This is a genomic window from Campylobacter concisus (assembly GCF_902460415.1).
In the GTDB taxonomy this organism is placed as follows: Bacteria; Campylobacterota; Campylobacteria; order Campylobacterales; family Campylobacteraceae; genus Campylobacter_A; species Campylobacter_A concisus_Y.
Window position 1 is genome coordinate 189,038 of record NZ_CABPTY010000002.1, and the last position, 14,848, is coordinate 203,885.

Genomic DNA, 14,848 nt, shown 5'->3' on the forward strand with positions numbered 1-14,848 from the left:
CAAAATAGAAATTAGATTAGTTTGAAAATTCGACAAAAATATTAAAATAAAAATATAAGCGAGCCACATTATCATACAAAGAGCAAATACTCTTTCCAATATTTTTCCCTTGATCCATATTGTAATACACGATAACAAATATGATAATGCTAAAAAAACCATAAAAGTAAATAGTACGCCTTTTGCATCTATATAGAAAGCTATACTTATAATAAAAGTAGTTAATAGTGCTAGAGGAAATGATAAAGATAATAAAAAAAGTGAAAAATATTCACCATTTTTATATCTGAGGGAGTATCTTATATGTCCAGGATAAAGCATTATGGGCAATATAATAAAAATAGTAAAAATAGCTACAACAAAAAACAATAATGCTCCGACATGAAAAATATCAGAATTACTTAAAACTGGAAAATATCCAATAAAGAGACTAAAATATACAAAATAACAAATCATACTAGCTAAACTAACACCAGTTAGTATCAGTGGATGAAATTTTAAAAGAATTTCAATATGGCTTTTTTTGATAAGTCTTACTAGCCCGCCTTTTTCTTTCATCTAAAATATCTTGATAACTCAATTTAAATCCTAAAATTTTATAAAAACTTGCTATTTAAGTACATTTTCGATTTCGCTCCAGCCCAAAATCTTAGCAAAATCAGCTGCCGTTTTGCCACTTTTTGTGCGGGTATTTTTATCAGCGCCGTTTTCTAGCAAGAGATTTACAAGATTTAAATTTCCAGCGATCGCCTCGTTGTGAAGCTGCGTATAGCCAAACTCATCAGCGTTCGTGACCATATTTGGGTGTTCTTTTATATATTGCTTTACTTGCTCATATGTATTTTTACTCATTGGATGCTCTATCAAATTCTCAGGGTGTTCTTTTTGCTCGTAAACTACCAAGATATCGTTAAAATCGCCAAAATCAAGCCCCCACTCTTTATCGTGCTCTTTTAGCTCTTTCTTTTGCATGCGTGAGCGCATCGCCTGCACGCTAAATCCGCCGTATGCACGTCCATCTATCGCAAAGAGCCAGTCGCTCATCTCATCTATCTTCGCGCTTACTTGATCGCCTACTTTCACGTTTCGCACGGCGTCAGGCTCGTTTACTAGCGTGCCATATATCGTTTCGCCGTCAAATTCCACATCGTCTATCCACATGTGTTCTCCGACTTCTTCGCCATTTACGACATCTAAAAAGCAAATTTTTACCATTGCATAGTCAAGTGCTGGTACGATCCTGCGGCGCTCCCAGTAAACCTCACGCCAAAAATATCTAAAGCTCTCTCTGGCCTGCTCAAACGCACGCTGCATATAGTCTTCGTCGCTACTTACAAAATAGATTGGCATTTGCTTGCCAAGATCGATTTGTTTGCCGAGAATTTTCTTAAAAAAGCTCATTTTTTGTCCTTATTTTTCATTTTAGATAGATCAAATTTGAATGCAAAATGATAAGATAAATTTCACTCATAAATTAGACAAATTTTAGATACAAAATCATACGAAATTTCGCAAATCTAGCCCAAAATCCTACAAAATTTTAAATATAAAAGTCGCGCAGTCATTTCGTAAAATTAGGCGAGGCGATTTCAAAAATTTAGCCTACCAACTTCAAATTTAAACAAAAATATCGTGAGATGGATTTAAATGTTGCGACGAAAAACTAAGCGTGCGCTAGGCATATAGCCTGCGGAGCGAGATTTTTTCTAGCTCATTTAAAGGCGCTCACGAGGGGTCATTATTTTAGATTTTTAAAGCTTATTGGAAGTTCTAAATTTAACCCCCTAACCAGCTTTATACACTCCTGTAAGTCATCTATGCTTTTGCTTGTCACTCTGATCTCTTCGCCCCTGATCTGCGCGCTCACCTTGATCTTTGAGTCTTTGATCGCTTTGGTGATCTTTTTTGAGTTTTCACCATCAAGTGTGTCATTTAGCTTTAGTGTCGCCTTTAAATTTCCACCACTCGCTGGCTCTCTTTTTGTCTCTGTGATCGCTACTGGTGGGATGTTGCGCTTGATGAGCTTTGAGATCACGATGTCTTTTAATGCATCGATCTTGTTGTCACTTGAGCTAAGAAGCGTGATAAATTTCTCTTTTTCATTTAGCTCTACCTCAGTCGCAAGCCCCTTAAAGTCATATCTCGCCGCGATCTCTTTTTTTGCCGTCTCAAGAGCGTTTTTAACCTCCATCATATCGACCTCAGCACTTATATCAAAGCTATGTTCGGTTGCCATTTTTATCCTTTCAAATTTATTTAAATAGCCCTTTGATCTTCTCAAAAATCGACTTTTTGCCAGTCTCTTCTTGCTCTACTGCCTCTCCAATCTGTTGCACAGCGGTCTGTGCGTAGATGATAGCCCCATTTGGATCGCAGTTAAAGAGATTTGAATATGAGCTTGATTTGTTTAGATCAAGTGGATTTGGCTCCACGACCTCAGTGGCCTCGAGCAGGCCTATTTCTAGCTCGTATGCGTAGTTTAGAGCATCTAAAAAGACAGGTAAATTTTGAGCGTAAAAGCCATCAATCGCATCTTTTATCTCACCACCTGCTTCATAGTCAGCCTTTAGTTTAGCTACGTTTTTAGCGTTTACATAAGCGCCACAACAGTAGTTTTCGGTGATCTCATTATAAATTTCGCCACTAAATTTATCCAAAAAATCGCTTGGTAAAATTTCTCGCCAGTTGCTGATGTAGTTTTTAAATTTCTCGTTTTGCTGCGCCAAAGAGCTTAGCGCTGTGCCCCGAGTGTAGAAATACTTTCTAAAAAATCCTTGCGTGACGGCGATACAAAAGCCGTGAGTTTTGTTAAAAATTTCATCGTCTTTATACTGTAACGCAGCGCTTAGCGTATCTTTGTACTTTTGCGCGTAAAATTCCTCTACACCAGCCTTGCTAGCAAGTGCTAAAACCTCGTCAAATTTATCAGTCTTTGCAAGCTCAAGTGCCTCAAAATACCACTTTGAAATTTCATCTTCGCTAATGGCGTGATAGCTTATATCATAGCCCATTATCTGCTCTCATTGATGAAATTTTCGATGTTTGCGACGATCTTTGCGATGAGCGTCTTTCTAGCCTCCAAGCTACCCCATGCCACGTGCGGTGTGATGAGTAGATTTTCTTTATTTTTTACATTTAAAAATGGGCTATTTTCGCTCATTGGCTCACTTTCTAAAACGTCGGTGCCAAAGCGTAAATTTCTCTCATCTATCGCTCTTGCCAACGCTACTTCGTCTACTATGCCGCCGCGTCCTAAATTTAGCACTATCGCATCATCTTTTAGCAAATTTATCTCGTTTGCGCCCAGTAAATTTCTAGTTTTTTCATTTAGCGGTGCATGGATGCTGATGATGTCGCTGTTTCTTAGTAGCTCATCTAAGCTTTTTTGCTTAAATTCACTATTTTTATTTGCTCCACTTGTCGAGTAATAGCTCACATTTGCGCCAAATGCACGCGCCACTACCGCCACGCCACGACCTATCTCGCCAAGTCCGATGATGCCAAATTCTTTGCCAGCGATCTCGCTGATATCTGCGCCAAGATAGGTAAAAATTTCACTCTTCACCCACTCTCCGCTTTTAACGTATTCGTCATAAAATTTGATGTGATTTGTTAGCTCAAAAAGCATCGCAAACGTGTGTTGCACGACGCTTGCGGTTGAGTAGCCAGCGACGTTTTTAACAGCTATATTTTTAACTTTTGCATGCTCTAGATCGACATTATTCATGCCAGTTGCGCTTATACAAATGAGCTTTAAATTTGTCGCCTCCATCACGGCTTTGTCGATGATGACCTTGTTTGTGATGACCACATCAACGCCCTTTAGACGAGGCACGATCTCTTCGCTTTTTGTTTTTTGATAGCTGATAAACTCGCCAAATTTCTTAAAAACACTAAGATCTACGTTCTCTCCCAGCGTGGCCGCGTCTAAACAAACGATTTTCATCTTTAGTCCTTAATGAAATGTCCTACAAATTTAGAGTAGTTATCTAAAATTTTGCCGCCCTTTCTATATCCAAGCGCACACGCTTCATAAGCGTAAAATACGCCTGCTTGGTAGTTATCGCCTCTCTCGTCTTGATTAAACTCGTAAAATTCTTGATAAATGGCTTTATTTGAGTCGTATTCGCCCTCGTTACTTGCTATTTGCGCACCGTTTTCATCGTGTATTGAGACGTTAGCTCCTTCTCTGCCAAATACCGGCTTTTTCACATATTTTTTGCCTTTTAGTGGCTCGTTTGAGGTTTCTAGCAAGAGCGGGTGATTTGGATAAAGATCCCAAAGAATTTTTAAAATTCCCTTACTTTGGAAAAGTAGTGTGTAGGCTGGATTTATGATAATGGCTTTTTGGTTTTTGATGATATTTGAAAGTATGAGTGCTAGCTCGCCCTCATCGATCGCTATGCTCTCCCAAGGCACAAGCTTAAACCAGTACTCGAAATTTTCATCACCTTTAAAAATGCCCTCATCATCGTTAAAAACGACCTCATCAACGTAGGCAAAGTCGGTTTTAAAGCCGGCCTCTTTTGCGATGTATTGCAGTAATTTCACGGTTTGCTCATCCTCGATACTGCCAGCGATAGAGCTAAAGAGTATCCCCCAACCCTCGTAAACTTCCTCGAAATTTACATTATCGTCGCCAAGAGTGATAAGGCGTTTAAAATTTTGCTTTAGAGCTTCGTAAAGGTTATTAAATTGCTCTGCTTCATCCATGTGATTTAGCTTTAACATGGCCCACTGAATGATCGCTGTCTCAAAGATAGCTGTTGGCGTATCGGCGTTAAATTCTATCAGTTTTATCGGCTTGCCATCAAGCCCACCTGCTAGATCAAATCTGCCGTAAAGGTGCCAGTGAACGTCATTTTCCCAGCTATTTTTGATACTATCAACGAGGTTAAATGGTATGCCTATCTCGTGAAAAAGGTTATTGTCAATGACGTACTGAGCGGCATTTACATACATATCGTATAGCTCATTTGCCGCTTCGTAGTAAGCATCCGCCTCGCTTGCTTTCACCTGTACGATCTCATCTGCGATATATGAGCTGTTATCGTTATCTGTATGCCATGCAAAGCCGATTTTCTCCATAAATTCGTTGTTTAATGGGGTGATTTTTCTTAAATTTATCATTTTTCAGCCTCCAAAGCTTGATGAGCTAGAGCTTGATTTTGAGCCACCACCGAAAAATCCACTCTTGCCGCCACTGCTTCTTGCAGCAGAATTTGCTGCTTTTTGCTTATTAAAGCTATCAACGCTTCTTGTGTATGCGCTTGGATTTTTGTAAGAATTTTGACGAGTAGCTTGGAAATTTTGATTTCCAAAAAGCTTGCTACCTATCCAGCTACCAAGTATCGCACCGGCTGCTGAGGCAAGTATCGTCTCACCAAGGCTTAGACTGCCGCTACTTAGCTGTGCGTCACTCGTTTTTGTTAAATTTGAAGTGCCATTGTCGATATTTGCATTTGCTTGAGCTAGGAGCTTATCGATCTCGTCTTTGCTTAGCACACGCTCAGTGCCGTTGATATCTTTTAGCACAACTCTAGTTTCAGTACTTGGATACTCTTCTAAAATTTTATAAACACCAGGTGCGCTCTCTTCGATGATGACAAAGGCACCGTTTTTTTGCGCAACTTCATTTAGTGCATTTTCGTTACCGCTATCGTCGCTTCCGCAGCCAGCAAGACCAGCCATAATGATCGCACCAAAACCGCCCACCGCAGCATAAGTAGCTATTTTTTTAATGTGTTTCATATCTCTCCTATCAACTCTTTTAAATTTTTATTTTTTCTAACAAGTATCACGCCTCGTTTAAATTTTATAAATTTTGAGTGGTGTATCGCTTTTATTATCTTTTCACTGGCTTTTTTCGTTGCCTTTGGTTTTAGATTTAGCTCCTTTAAAAATTCACTTAAATTTATCCATTTTGACTCATTTTCTATCTCAGCCTCTATCGCTTCATTATTTGGCATATCATCATTTTTTTGTGCTAAAAGCGGCCTTTGCATGGCATTTAGAAACTGCATGAGTTTCTCATCTCTGTCCTTATAAATTTGCAAAATTTCATTTTTTCGCTCGATTAGCATCTGCTCTTTTTCTTTAAAAAGCCTATCTTTATCGGCTTGCAAGTTTAAATTTAAACTCTTTAACTCTCTTAACTCATTTAGCAAATAATTTACAAACTCATCATTTTGGGATTTGGTTTTTGTGCTTTTTGGAGCGGATTTTGCGGCTTTTTCGCTACTTGGTTTTTCATCAAGGATGACAAATTTTGTGCCATTTTCAATGACTGTATTTATCGAACCACGGCGGATTCTATTGTAGACTGCTTCTTTTGTTATGCCTAAAATTTCTGCAGCTTCGTTTATAGCTAGCTTTTGCATCGAATTTCCGTTTAAAATAAAATAAAAAATTTGCTTTGATTATAAAAAAATAAGGCTAAAAGAAGAGTTAAACAAAGAGAGCAAAGCCCTCTTTGTCTTGGTTTTAGAGTCTTGACTCGTAGCGTCTAAGCATATAAAGACGTTTAAGCATTTTCTTGCGAGCTGCAATTTTTTGTTTTTTGCGGATCTCAGTTTTAGGCTCAAAGAAGCGTCTAGCTCTTGCTTCAGTTACTACTAAGTTACGGTCAGTTTGTTTTTTAAACTTTCTGTAACCCTCGTCAAATGACTCGTTAGGATGTACCTTAATACCAGGCAACGTCCTCACCACCTTTCAGATTAAAATAAGCCGTGAGTATAGTTTAATTTTCATAAATTTAAGCTTTTAACTATTTTTTTTTAAAACTCTTTTAATGCCATAAGCTTTATAATCATAAAATTTCAAAAAAGGCTTATTATGTCAAAGGATTTTCATCTTAGCTACGCCAAGAGGCGTTACATTTTTTTTGCCTGTATTACGCTATTTGTCTTTGTTTTGCCATTTATCAGAGTAAATGATGCACAGCTATTTTTGCTAAGTTTTGATAAAAGTAGAGTTGATCTCTTTTTTACAAAATTTGATATGCAAGAGCTTTATTTGTTGCCATTTTTGTTTATCATTTTGTTCTTAAGCATATTTTTTCTAACGACACTTGCAGGGCGCGTTTGGTGCGGTTGGAGCTGTCCGCAAACTATTTTTAGAACGATATTTCGTGACCTTTTGCAAACTAAAATTTTAAAGATCAGAAAAAATATCCAAAATAAGCAAAATGAGCCAAAAGGACAAATTTTAAAGCGTGCTTTAGCAGTTGGAATTTGGTGTATTTTAGCTCTTATTATTTCGGCAAATTTTTTATGGTATTTTGTGCCACCGCTTGATTTTTTTGCTTATTTAAAAGAGCCAAGCGAACATGGAGTTTTGCTTGCATTTTGGCTTGTTATCGCTATTTGGTTAGTTTATGATGTCATTATTTTAAAAGAAAATTTTTGCATTTATGTCTGTCCTTACGCTAGGGTGCAATCAGTGATGTTTGATAACGACACTATCCAAGTTATTTACAATCAAAAAAGAGGCGGCGTAATCTATAACGGAAAAGAGAAATTTAAAAAGCCAAAAGAAGAGGGCGCACTGTGTACTGGCTGCGAGGCGTGCGTGAGGATATGCCCAACGCACATTGATATAAGAAAAGGTATGCAGCTTGAATGTATAAATTGTCTAGAGTGTAGCGATGCTTGCGCTAAGGTGATGAAGCATTTTGATGAAAGCTCGCTTATTGAGTGGAGAAGTATAAAATCTATAAAAGAGCAAAAAAGAGTCAAAATTTTACGCTTTAGAACGGTTGCTTATCTTGTCATTTTGGGCATTGTCTTAATAGCTGGGGTATTGATGAGTGGCAAAAAAGAAAGCATGCTTTTAAATATAAATAGAACAAGTGAGCTTTATAAAATTTTAGGTGAAAATGAAGTTGAAAATTCTTACGTATTTTTGGTGCAAAACACACAAAATAAAGAGCATGCCTTTTACTTTGAAGTAGATGATAAGAATATAGAAATTTCTCGCCCAAATAAGCCATTTACATTAAAAGCTGGCGCAAAACAACGAGTCATTGTCACGCTAAAATCAAAAAATGAAAATTTAAGCGATAAAGATCTTTTAAAACATATAAATATAAAAGCCTATGCCACTGACGAGCCAGCTATCAGCGTGCAAAGACAAAGTACTTTTATCTATCCTAAAAGATGATAAAATGGCAAAAATTTAACAGGAAATAAGATGGCGATCTCAGAAAAGGGTAAAAAAAGATACGAACTTATCGTAAAAACAGCACTTGAGCTATTTTTAGAAAAAGGATATGAAAAGACAAGCTTAAGTGACATCGTAGCGATAAGTGGCGGATCACTTTCTAGCATTTACACGTTTTTTGAGAACAAAGAGGGGCTTTTTGAGGCGATCGTTGAGCAAGAGATAGATAGGATAGCCTTATAAAAGAGATCGATGAGAGGATAGATCTTAAAATTTCTCATAGCTTGGAGGAGTTTTTAACCAAATTTGCAACCATAATATTTTCTATCGTTTGCAGCAAAAGGCATATCTCTCTTGGCAGGATAATGATGAGTGAGGGTTCTAAAAATGGTGGTAAACTTGGTAAGACGTTTTTGGATCAAATTTTAAAAAAGATCGATCTTGTGCTTATAAATTTCTTTGAAAGAGATGAGGTAAAAGCCAAGCTTGATTCAAAATTTTCAGCCAAATTTGCTGCGAAGTACTTTATACAAAGTGTGATTGGGGCTTATTACTACGATTCGCTTTTGATAAATGAAGAACCAAAGCTTAGTGAAAGAGAGCGTAAAAAGCATGTTGGCTTGTGTGTTGAGTTGTTTTTAAATGGAATTAGTAAAAAATAAAATTGACTTTTTATTTGTTTTCTAATAGAATCGAGAACTTTAAATTTTTGTAACAATTATTACAAAAACTAAATATGATATTAAAATTTAAAATTAAGAGAGGTTTTTATGGCAAATTTTAAAAGTGCTCTTGTGCTTTCGGTTGCAGTTTTATTTCTAAGTGGTTGTTTTGAAAATAAAGAGAATAAAGCGGCAACAGGTCAGCATATGCCGCTATCTCATGTGGATATTTTTACCGCACAAAAAACAGACATACCTATTAGTTTTGATTACACCGCAACGGTTGTAAGTAGTCAAGATGTTATTATCTATCCAAAAGTTGGCGGAACTATAATAAAGCAGTTTTTCAAGCCAGGAAGTAAAGTAAAAGCGGGCGATAAGTTATTTTTAATAGATCCAGAAAAATATCAAGCTAGCTTTGACTCACTTGATGCAGCTGTCGGCGTAGCAAATGCAAATTTAAAAAATGCTGAGACTGAGTTTAAAAGAATTTCTGCCCTTTATAAGAAAAGTGCAGTCTCTCAAAAAGACTATGACGCAGCAGTTGCAGCCTATGACATTGCAAATGCGAATTTAGTAAGCGCAAAAGCAAATTTAAAAAATGCAAAAATCGATCTTAGTTACACAACTATCACAGCACCATTTGACGGCGTAGTGGGCGATAATCAAGTAGATGTTGGCTCACTTGTCATAGCAAACCAAACAAAACTTGTAAGACTTACAAAAATAAATCCTATTGAAGCAGAATTTTATATCGCTGATGTGGATAATCTAACTAGAAAGACAAATTTGGATAACGGCTCATGGCAGCAGCTAAATAGTGATGCTGTGTTAAGTGTCAATGGCGAAAATTTTAATGGTAAAGTAAATTTTATAGATAACGTCGTAAATACTGCAACTGGTAGCGTTTTGGCAAAGGCTAGTTTTGATAATAGTGAAGGTAAAATTTTACCAGGTGCATTTGGTCATATAAAGATGAGCGGATTTGTTCAAAAAAATGCCTTTAACATCCCACAAGTTGCCCTTCAACAAAGCGCTACAAACTCTTATGTTTTAGTTGTAAAAGATGGCAAAGTAAGCCAAAAAAATGTAAAAACAGGATATCAAACAAAAAATATGGTAGCAGTCACTGAAGGTCTTGAAGAGGGTGATAAGATAATAATTAACAACTTCCTTAAAATTGGAGTTGGTGCACCAGTTGAAACTGATAAAGACCTAAGTGCGGAATTTATAAACAGCAAAGATGTAAATGCTACAAGTAGCAAGTAAAGGCAGATAGATGTTTTCAAGATTTTTCATAAACCGCCCGATATTTGCAACTGTTATATCTATCATCATAGTTATAGCAGGTCTTATGGGTATCAAGGGGCTTCCTATAGAGGAGTATCCAAGTCTTACACCGCCTACTGTCTCTGTAAGTGCGACATATAGCGGTGCTGATGCACAGACTATCGCTGATTCAGTCGCAAGTGCGATCGAAGATCAGATAAATGGCGTTGAAAATATGCTCTATATGCAAAGCACCTCAAGCTCTGCTGGTACTATGAACATAAGCGTATATTTTAAGATCGGCTCATCGTCAAAACAAGCTACGATCGATGTAAATAACCGCGTGCAAGCAGCTCTTTCAAGATTGCCCCAAGAAGTGCAAAATATGGGCGTAACGGTACGCGAAAGAAGTGGCTCGATCCTTCAAGTTGTTGGCTTTACAAATCCAAATATGGATTTGATCGAACTATATAACTATGTAAATTTAAATATTGCTGATGAGATAAAAAGGGTTAGTGGTATAGGCGATACAGTATTGATAGGCACTAAAGAGTATTCTATGAGAATTTGGCTAAAGCCAGATAGACTAGCTCATTTTAAACTAACTCCAAGCGACGTCATTTCTCAAGTAAAAATTCAAAACTCACAATACGCTGCTGGCAAGATAGGCGAACAGCCATCGGATGGTGGTAATCCTTATGTTTATTCTGTTCGTACCGATGGACGTCTTAAAAATGCAGCTCAGTTTGGCGATATAATAATTAAAAGTTCCGATGGATCAGTGTTGAAGCTAAAAGATGTAGCTACCATAGAGCTTGGAGCAGCTAGCTATGCTAACGACGCGATGTTAAACGGCAAACCAGCTATTCCTCTTTTGCTATTTTTGCAAAACGATGCGAATGCTCTTGCTACCGCAAATGCTGTAAAAGAAAAGCTTAACGAGCTAAAGAAAACTTATCCTGTTGGACTAGAGCACACCATAGCTTACAATCCAACAGAATTTATAGATGTTTCAATTGATGAGGTTATAAAAACTTTCATTGAAGCGATGATACTCGTCTTAATCGTAATGTACTTTTTCTTAAAAAGTTTTCGTGCGACTATCATTCCGATGCTTGCCGTGCCAGTATCTATCATAGGTACATTTGGCGGACTTTATGTGATGGATTTTAGTATAAATTTGATTACACTTTTTGCCTTAGTTCTTGCCATCGGTATCGTCGTAGATGACGCTATTATCGTCATAGAAAACGTCGAGAGAATTTTACATGAAGATAAAGACATAAGTGTAAAAGATGCAACATTTAAGGCGATGGAGGAGGTGCAAACCCCAGTTATCTCTATCGTACTCGTGCTTTGCGCAGTTTTCGTGCCAGTCTCTTTCATGGAGGGCTTTGTAGGCGTTATACAAAAGCAGTTTGCTCTAACACTTGTTGTTTCTGTTTGTATCTCAGGCTTTGTTGCTCTTACACTTACGCCAGCACTTTGTGCGGTTATGCTTAAAAAGCAAGAGAGCAAGCCATTTTGGATAGTTCAGAAATTTAACGACTTCTTTGACTTTAGCACCAGACTCTTTACGGCCGGAGTGGCTAAAATTTTAAGGCATATTATTATTAGCTTTATTGTAATTGGTATTTTAGGATTTGCCACTTATAAGCTATTTGATGCTATGCCAAAAGGGCTTGTGCCTTCAGAAGACAAGGGCGCTTTGATGGTTATCACTTCGCTTCCGCCTTCAACAAATATGCTAAAGACAAAAGAAGAAGTAGTCTCGATTAGCAACGCCATTTTAAGCAATCCAAATGTTGAGTTCACTATGGCTTTTGCGGGTTATGACATACTAGCTAGCTCGCTTAGGGAAAATTCAGCCGTTAGCTTTATAAAGCTAAAAGATTGGAGTGAGAGAAAAGGCGCTAACAATGGAGCTGATACATTAGCTGGCCAGTTTAATGGTATGCTTTGGGGCTCAAAAAACTCAATGACATTCGTTGTAAATTTACCACCTATCATGGGTCTTTCAATGACTGGTGGCTTTGAGATGTATCTACAAAATAAAAGCGGCAAGAGTTACAACGAGATAGAAGCAGACGCTAGAAAAGTATCAGCAATAGCTAATGCAAGGCCTGAACTAACAAATGTCAGAACTACGCTTGAGACAAATTATCGTCAGTTTAAGATAACAGTTGATAAAGAAAAAGCTAAATTATTTGGCGTAAGTGAGAGCGAAATTTTTAGCACGGTAGCAGCTACTTTTGGCTCTTACTATATAAATGACTTCAATCTTGCTGGTAAATCTTACCGAGTATATGCAAGAGCTGAGGAAAGTTTTAGAAATAATCCAGAGGATCTAAGAAAAATTTTTGTTCGCTCATATGATGGCGGCATGGTGCCACTAAATTCAGTAGCAACGCTTACAAGAACGATTGGACCTGATATTGTTGATAGATTTAACCTATTTCCATCAGCTAAGATCATGGGTGATCCAAAACCTGGCTACACGTCAGGCGATGCGATAAGAGCGATCCAAGAGGTCGTAAATGACACGCTAAGCAGTGAGGACTACGCTATAAGCTGGGCTGGAACGGCGTATCAAGAGGTAAATTCTCAAGGAACAGGCACGGTTGCTTTTATCTTTGGTATGATTTTTGTCTTTTTGATCCTTGCAGCTCAGTACGAAAGATGGCTCATTCCACTTGCGGTTATCACAGCCGTGCCATTTGCGGTATTTGGCTCATTGCTCGCAGTCTGGATAAGAGGGCTAACAAACGATATCTACTTTGAGATCGGGCTCTTGCTACTCATCGGTCTGGCGGCTAAAAACGCCATTTTGATCGTAGAATTTGCTATGCAAGAGCGTGATAGCGGAAAGAGTATATTTGACTCAGCGATAAATGCAGCTAGACTTCGTTTTAGACCTATCGTAATGACTTCGATAGCATTTACGCTTGGCGTATTTCCTATGGTTATAAGCACAGGTGCGGGCGCTGCATCTCGCCACTCATTAGGAACTGGCGTGGTTGGTGGTATGATCGCATCAACAACGATAGCGATATTTTTCGTGCCAATGTTTTACTATTTGCTTGAAAATTTAAATGAGAAATACTGGAAAAAGGGAGCAAAAAAAGATGAAAAATAAGGCGTTTATACTTATAACGGCGGCGTTTTTAGCTGGTTGCTCATTTCGTCCAGATATGCCAAATGTAGATACAAATTTCACATCTACTTATACTTATGAGGCAAGCGATATAAGGGATCTTTGGTGGAGAGAATTTAACGATGAAAATTTAAATTCTCTAGTCGAAAGCGCACTTGAGAAAAATACAAATTTACGTATTGCTTATTTAAATTTAGAGAAAGCAAAAGCAAGCCTTGGCGTAGCTGAGGCGGATTTGCTTCCTAGTATAAATTTAAATATAGGCTACGAAAAAGCAAAAAGTAGCGGTGAAACATATACTAAACAACCACAAGCTCGTTATAGAAAATCAGATATAAATTTAGGATTAAATTATGAGATCGATCTTTGGGGTAAGGTAAGAAATAATGTAGCAGCAGCTGAAGAAAGCCTAAATGCAACCAAATTTGACTACGATAGTGCGAGACTAAGTATCAGCTCAAGTGTTGCAAAAAGCTACTTTGCGTTAGTTTCGTTAAATATGCAAGAAGCTGTGCTAAGAGAGACTTTAAAAACCTATGAAGACACACTAGCACTTCGCAAAACACAGCTTGATCTTGGAAGTATAAATGAGATGACTTATTTGCAAAGTAAGACAGCAGTAGAAAGCGCTAAGACCAATCTTACTTCTATATTAAATGCAAAGTCAAAAGCTATTACCTCACTAGCCATCTTGACTGGTAAAAGTAATAATGAAATTTTAAGTGGAGCTATTGCTAGCTCGCAAAATTTACCAGCTTCTCCCGAGATAAGTGCTGGCATTAGCTCTGAAATTTTGCTAAGAAGAAGCGACGTGGCAAAAGTACTGGCTGATTTAAAAGCTACAAATGCTCTTGTTGGTGTTGCAAGGGCTGAGTATTTTCCAAGCATTTCACTAACTGGACTTTTTGGCTTTTCAAGTATTGATTTTGAAAATATCTTTGTTGGAAATGCCAATACGTGGAGCATAGGTGGCTCTTTAGCACAGAAAATTTTTGATTTTGGTAGGACAAAAAATAATGTCGCAGTGGCTAAAACAAATGAACAAATTGCTGCTGTTAATTATGAAGCCGCGGTAAAATCGGCTCTTGGCGAAGTAAGAGATGCGCTTGTTTCAAGGCAAAATGCAAAAATTTCTTTGGAACAAGTGAAAAATTTGCTAAAATCCCAACAAAGAATTTACTCGCTTGCCAAAGAGCAATATGACGCTGGCTACATTGGACATTTAGAGCTTCTTGATGCGGAGAGAAATTTACTTCAAGCAAAATTACAAGACGTCTCAGCAAAGCTTGATGAGGTCGATAGTGTAGTCGAAGTATATAGGGCTTTTGGTGGCGGTTTTAAGTTAGAAAAATAATTAAAAAGGAGAGAAATTGGGAACTAAGATATTAAATTTCTTGTTTTCTTGGGGATTTTTTGTTTTTGCTATCGCTCTTGGCGTAGCATTATGGTTTGCGATAAATTACGTTGATACATTTAGACTTGAGTCAAGCTTTTATGATATCGGTGAGATATTTATGATGGCAGCTGTTTTTTGTATTGCTTTTTATGTGATCGCAGCGATATTTGTTATTCCTATTAGAGCGATCAAAAAATCTTAATCTTT

16 protein-coding genes are annotated in these 14,848 nt (G+C 37.5%); 7 read left to right on the top strand and 9 right to left on the bottom strand.

Features of this window, described 5'->3' with window-relative positions:
- The 9 genes from FZ940_RS09530 to rpsU all read right to left on the bottom strand — a co-directional run.
- Positions 1-558: hypothetical protein (locus FZ940_RS09530; RefSeq protein WP_222861999.1), on the bottom strand; the 558-nt coding region annotated here is incomplete at its 3' end.
- A gap of 51 nt (positions 559-609) precedes the next feature.
- The gene (locus tag FZ940_RS05155; RefSeq protein WP_148821779.1) at positions 610-1,401 is read right to left on the bottom strand and encodes a YegJ family protein; all 792 of its coding nucleotides are present in this window, start codon (positions 1,399-1,401) and stop codon (positions 610-612) included.
- A gap of 337 nt (positions 1,402-1,738) precedes the next feature.
- Positions 1,739-2,236 (bottom strand): YajQ family cyclic di-GMP-binding protein, encoded by a 498-nt coding sequence (locus tag FZ940_RS05160; protein WP_148821781.1) that lies wholly within the window; start codon positions 2,234-2,236, stop codon positions 1,739-1,741.
- Positions 2,237-2,252: 16 nt separating this feature from the next.
- Positions 2,253-3,011, bottom strand: coding sequence for a hypothetical protein (locus tag FZ940_RS05165; protein WP_148821782.1), 759 nt, complete (start codon positions 3,009-3,011; stop codon positions 2,253-2,255).
- A complete protein-coding gene (locus FZ940_RS05170; RefSeq protein ID WP_148821784.1) occupies positions 3,011-3,946 on the bottom strand; it encodes a D-2-hydroxyacid dehydrogenase in 936 nt (311 codons plus the stop codon). The genes FZ940_RS05165 and FZ940_RS05170 overlap by 1 nt, the downstream gene beginning before the upstream one ends.
- 2 nt (positions 3,947-3,948) lie before the next feature.
- Entirely contained in the window at positions 3,949-5,130 is a 1,182-nt protein-coding gene (locus FZ940_RS05175) for a glutathionylspermidine synthase family protein (protein ID WP_148821786.1), read from the bottom strand.
- Positions 5,131-5,133: 3 nt separating this feature from the next.
- Positions 5,134-5,751: a UPF0323 family lipoprotein gene (locus tag FZ940_RS05180; RefSeq protein WP_148821788.1), complete on the bottom strand. Its 618-nt coding sequence runs from the start codon at positions 5,749-5,751 to the stop codon at positions 5,134-5,136.
- Positions 5,748-6,380 carry a DNA-binding protein gene (locus FZ940_RS05185; RefSeq protein ID WP_148821789.1) on the bottom strand — a complete coding sequence of 211 codons (633 nt, stop codon included), beginning with the start codon at positions 6,378-6,380 and terminating at the stop codon, positions 5,748-5,750. Before FZ940_RS05185 ends, FZ940_RS05180 begins: the two co-directional genes overlap by 4 nt.
- 103 nt (positions 6,381-6,483) lie before the next feature.
- Positions 6,484-6,696, bottom strand: coding sequence for a 30S ribosomal protein S21 (gene rpsU / locus FZ940_RS05190; RefSeq protein WP_009294994.1), 213 nt, complete (start codon positions 6,694-6,696; stop codon positions 6,484-6,486).
- Between the two features lie 138 nt (positions 6,697-6,834).
- On the opposite strand from rpsU, the gene ccoG reads away from it, so the two are divergent.
- The 7 genes from ccoG (at position 6,835) to FZ940_RS05220 (ending at position 14,843) form a co-directional block, all read left to right on the top strand.
- Positions 6,835-8,160 carry a cytochrome c oxidase accessory protein CcoG gene (ccoG, locus tag FZ940_RS05195; RefSeq protein ID WP_148821791.1) on the top strand — a complete coding sequence of 442 codons (1,326 nt, stop codon included), beginning with the start codon at positions 6,835-6,837 and terminating at the stop codon, positions 8,158-8,160.
- Between the two features lie 30 nt (positions 8,161-8,190).
- Positions 8,191-8,403, top strand: coding sequence for a TetR/AcrR family transcriptional regulator (locus FZ940_RS09735; protein WP_316246149.1), 213 nt, complete (start codon positions 8,191-8,193; stop codon positions 8,401-8,403).
- Between the two features lie 41 nt (positions 8,404-8,444).
- The gene (locus FZ940_RS09740; RefSeq protein ID WP_316246150.1) at positions 8,445-8,822 is read left to right on the top strand and encodes a TetR/AcrR family transcriptional regulator C-terminal domain-containing protein; all 378 of its coding nucleotides are present in this window, start codon (positions 8,445-8,447) and stop codon (positions 8,820-8,822) included.
- Positions 8,823-8,930: 108 nt separating this feature from the next.
- Positions 8,931-10,091 carry an efflux RND transporter periplasmic adaptor subunit gene (locus tag FZ940_RS05205; RefSeq protein WP_148821792.1) on the top strand — a complete coding sequence of 387 codons (1,161 nt, stop codon included), beginning with the start codon at positions 8,931-8,933 and terminating at the stop codon, positions 10,089-10,091.
- A gap of 10 nt (positions 10,092-10,101) precedes the next feature.
- Positions 10,102-13,227, top strand: coding sequence for an efflux RND transporter permease subunit (locus FZ940_RS05210; protein WP_148821793.1), 3,126 nt, complete (start codon positions 10,102-10,104; stop codon positions 13,225-13,227).
- Entirely contained in the window at positions 13,217-14,599 is a 1,383-nt protein-coding gene (locus tag FZ940_RS05215) for an efflux transporter outer membrane subunit (protein WP_148821795.1), read from the top strand. Before FZ940_RS05210 ends, FZ940_RS05215 begins: the two co-directional genes overlap by 11 nt.
- A gap of 16 nt (positions 14,600-14,615) precedes the next feature.
- Entirely contained in the window at positions 14,616-14,843 is a 228-nt protein-coding gene (locus FZ940_RS05220; RefSeq protein ID WP_021090435.1) for a hypothetical protein, read from the top strand.
- Positions 14,844-14,848 lie beyond the last annotated feature (5 nt).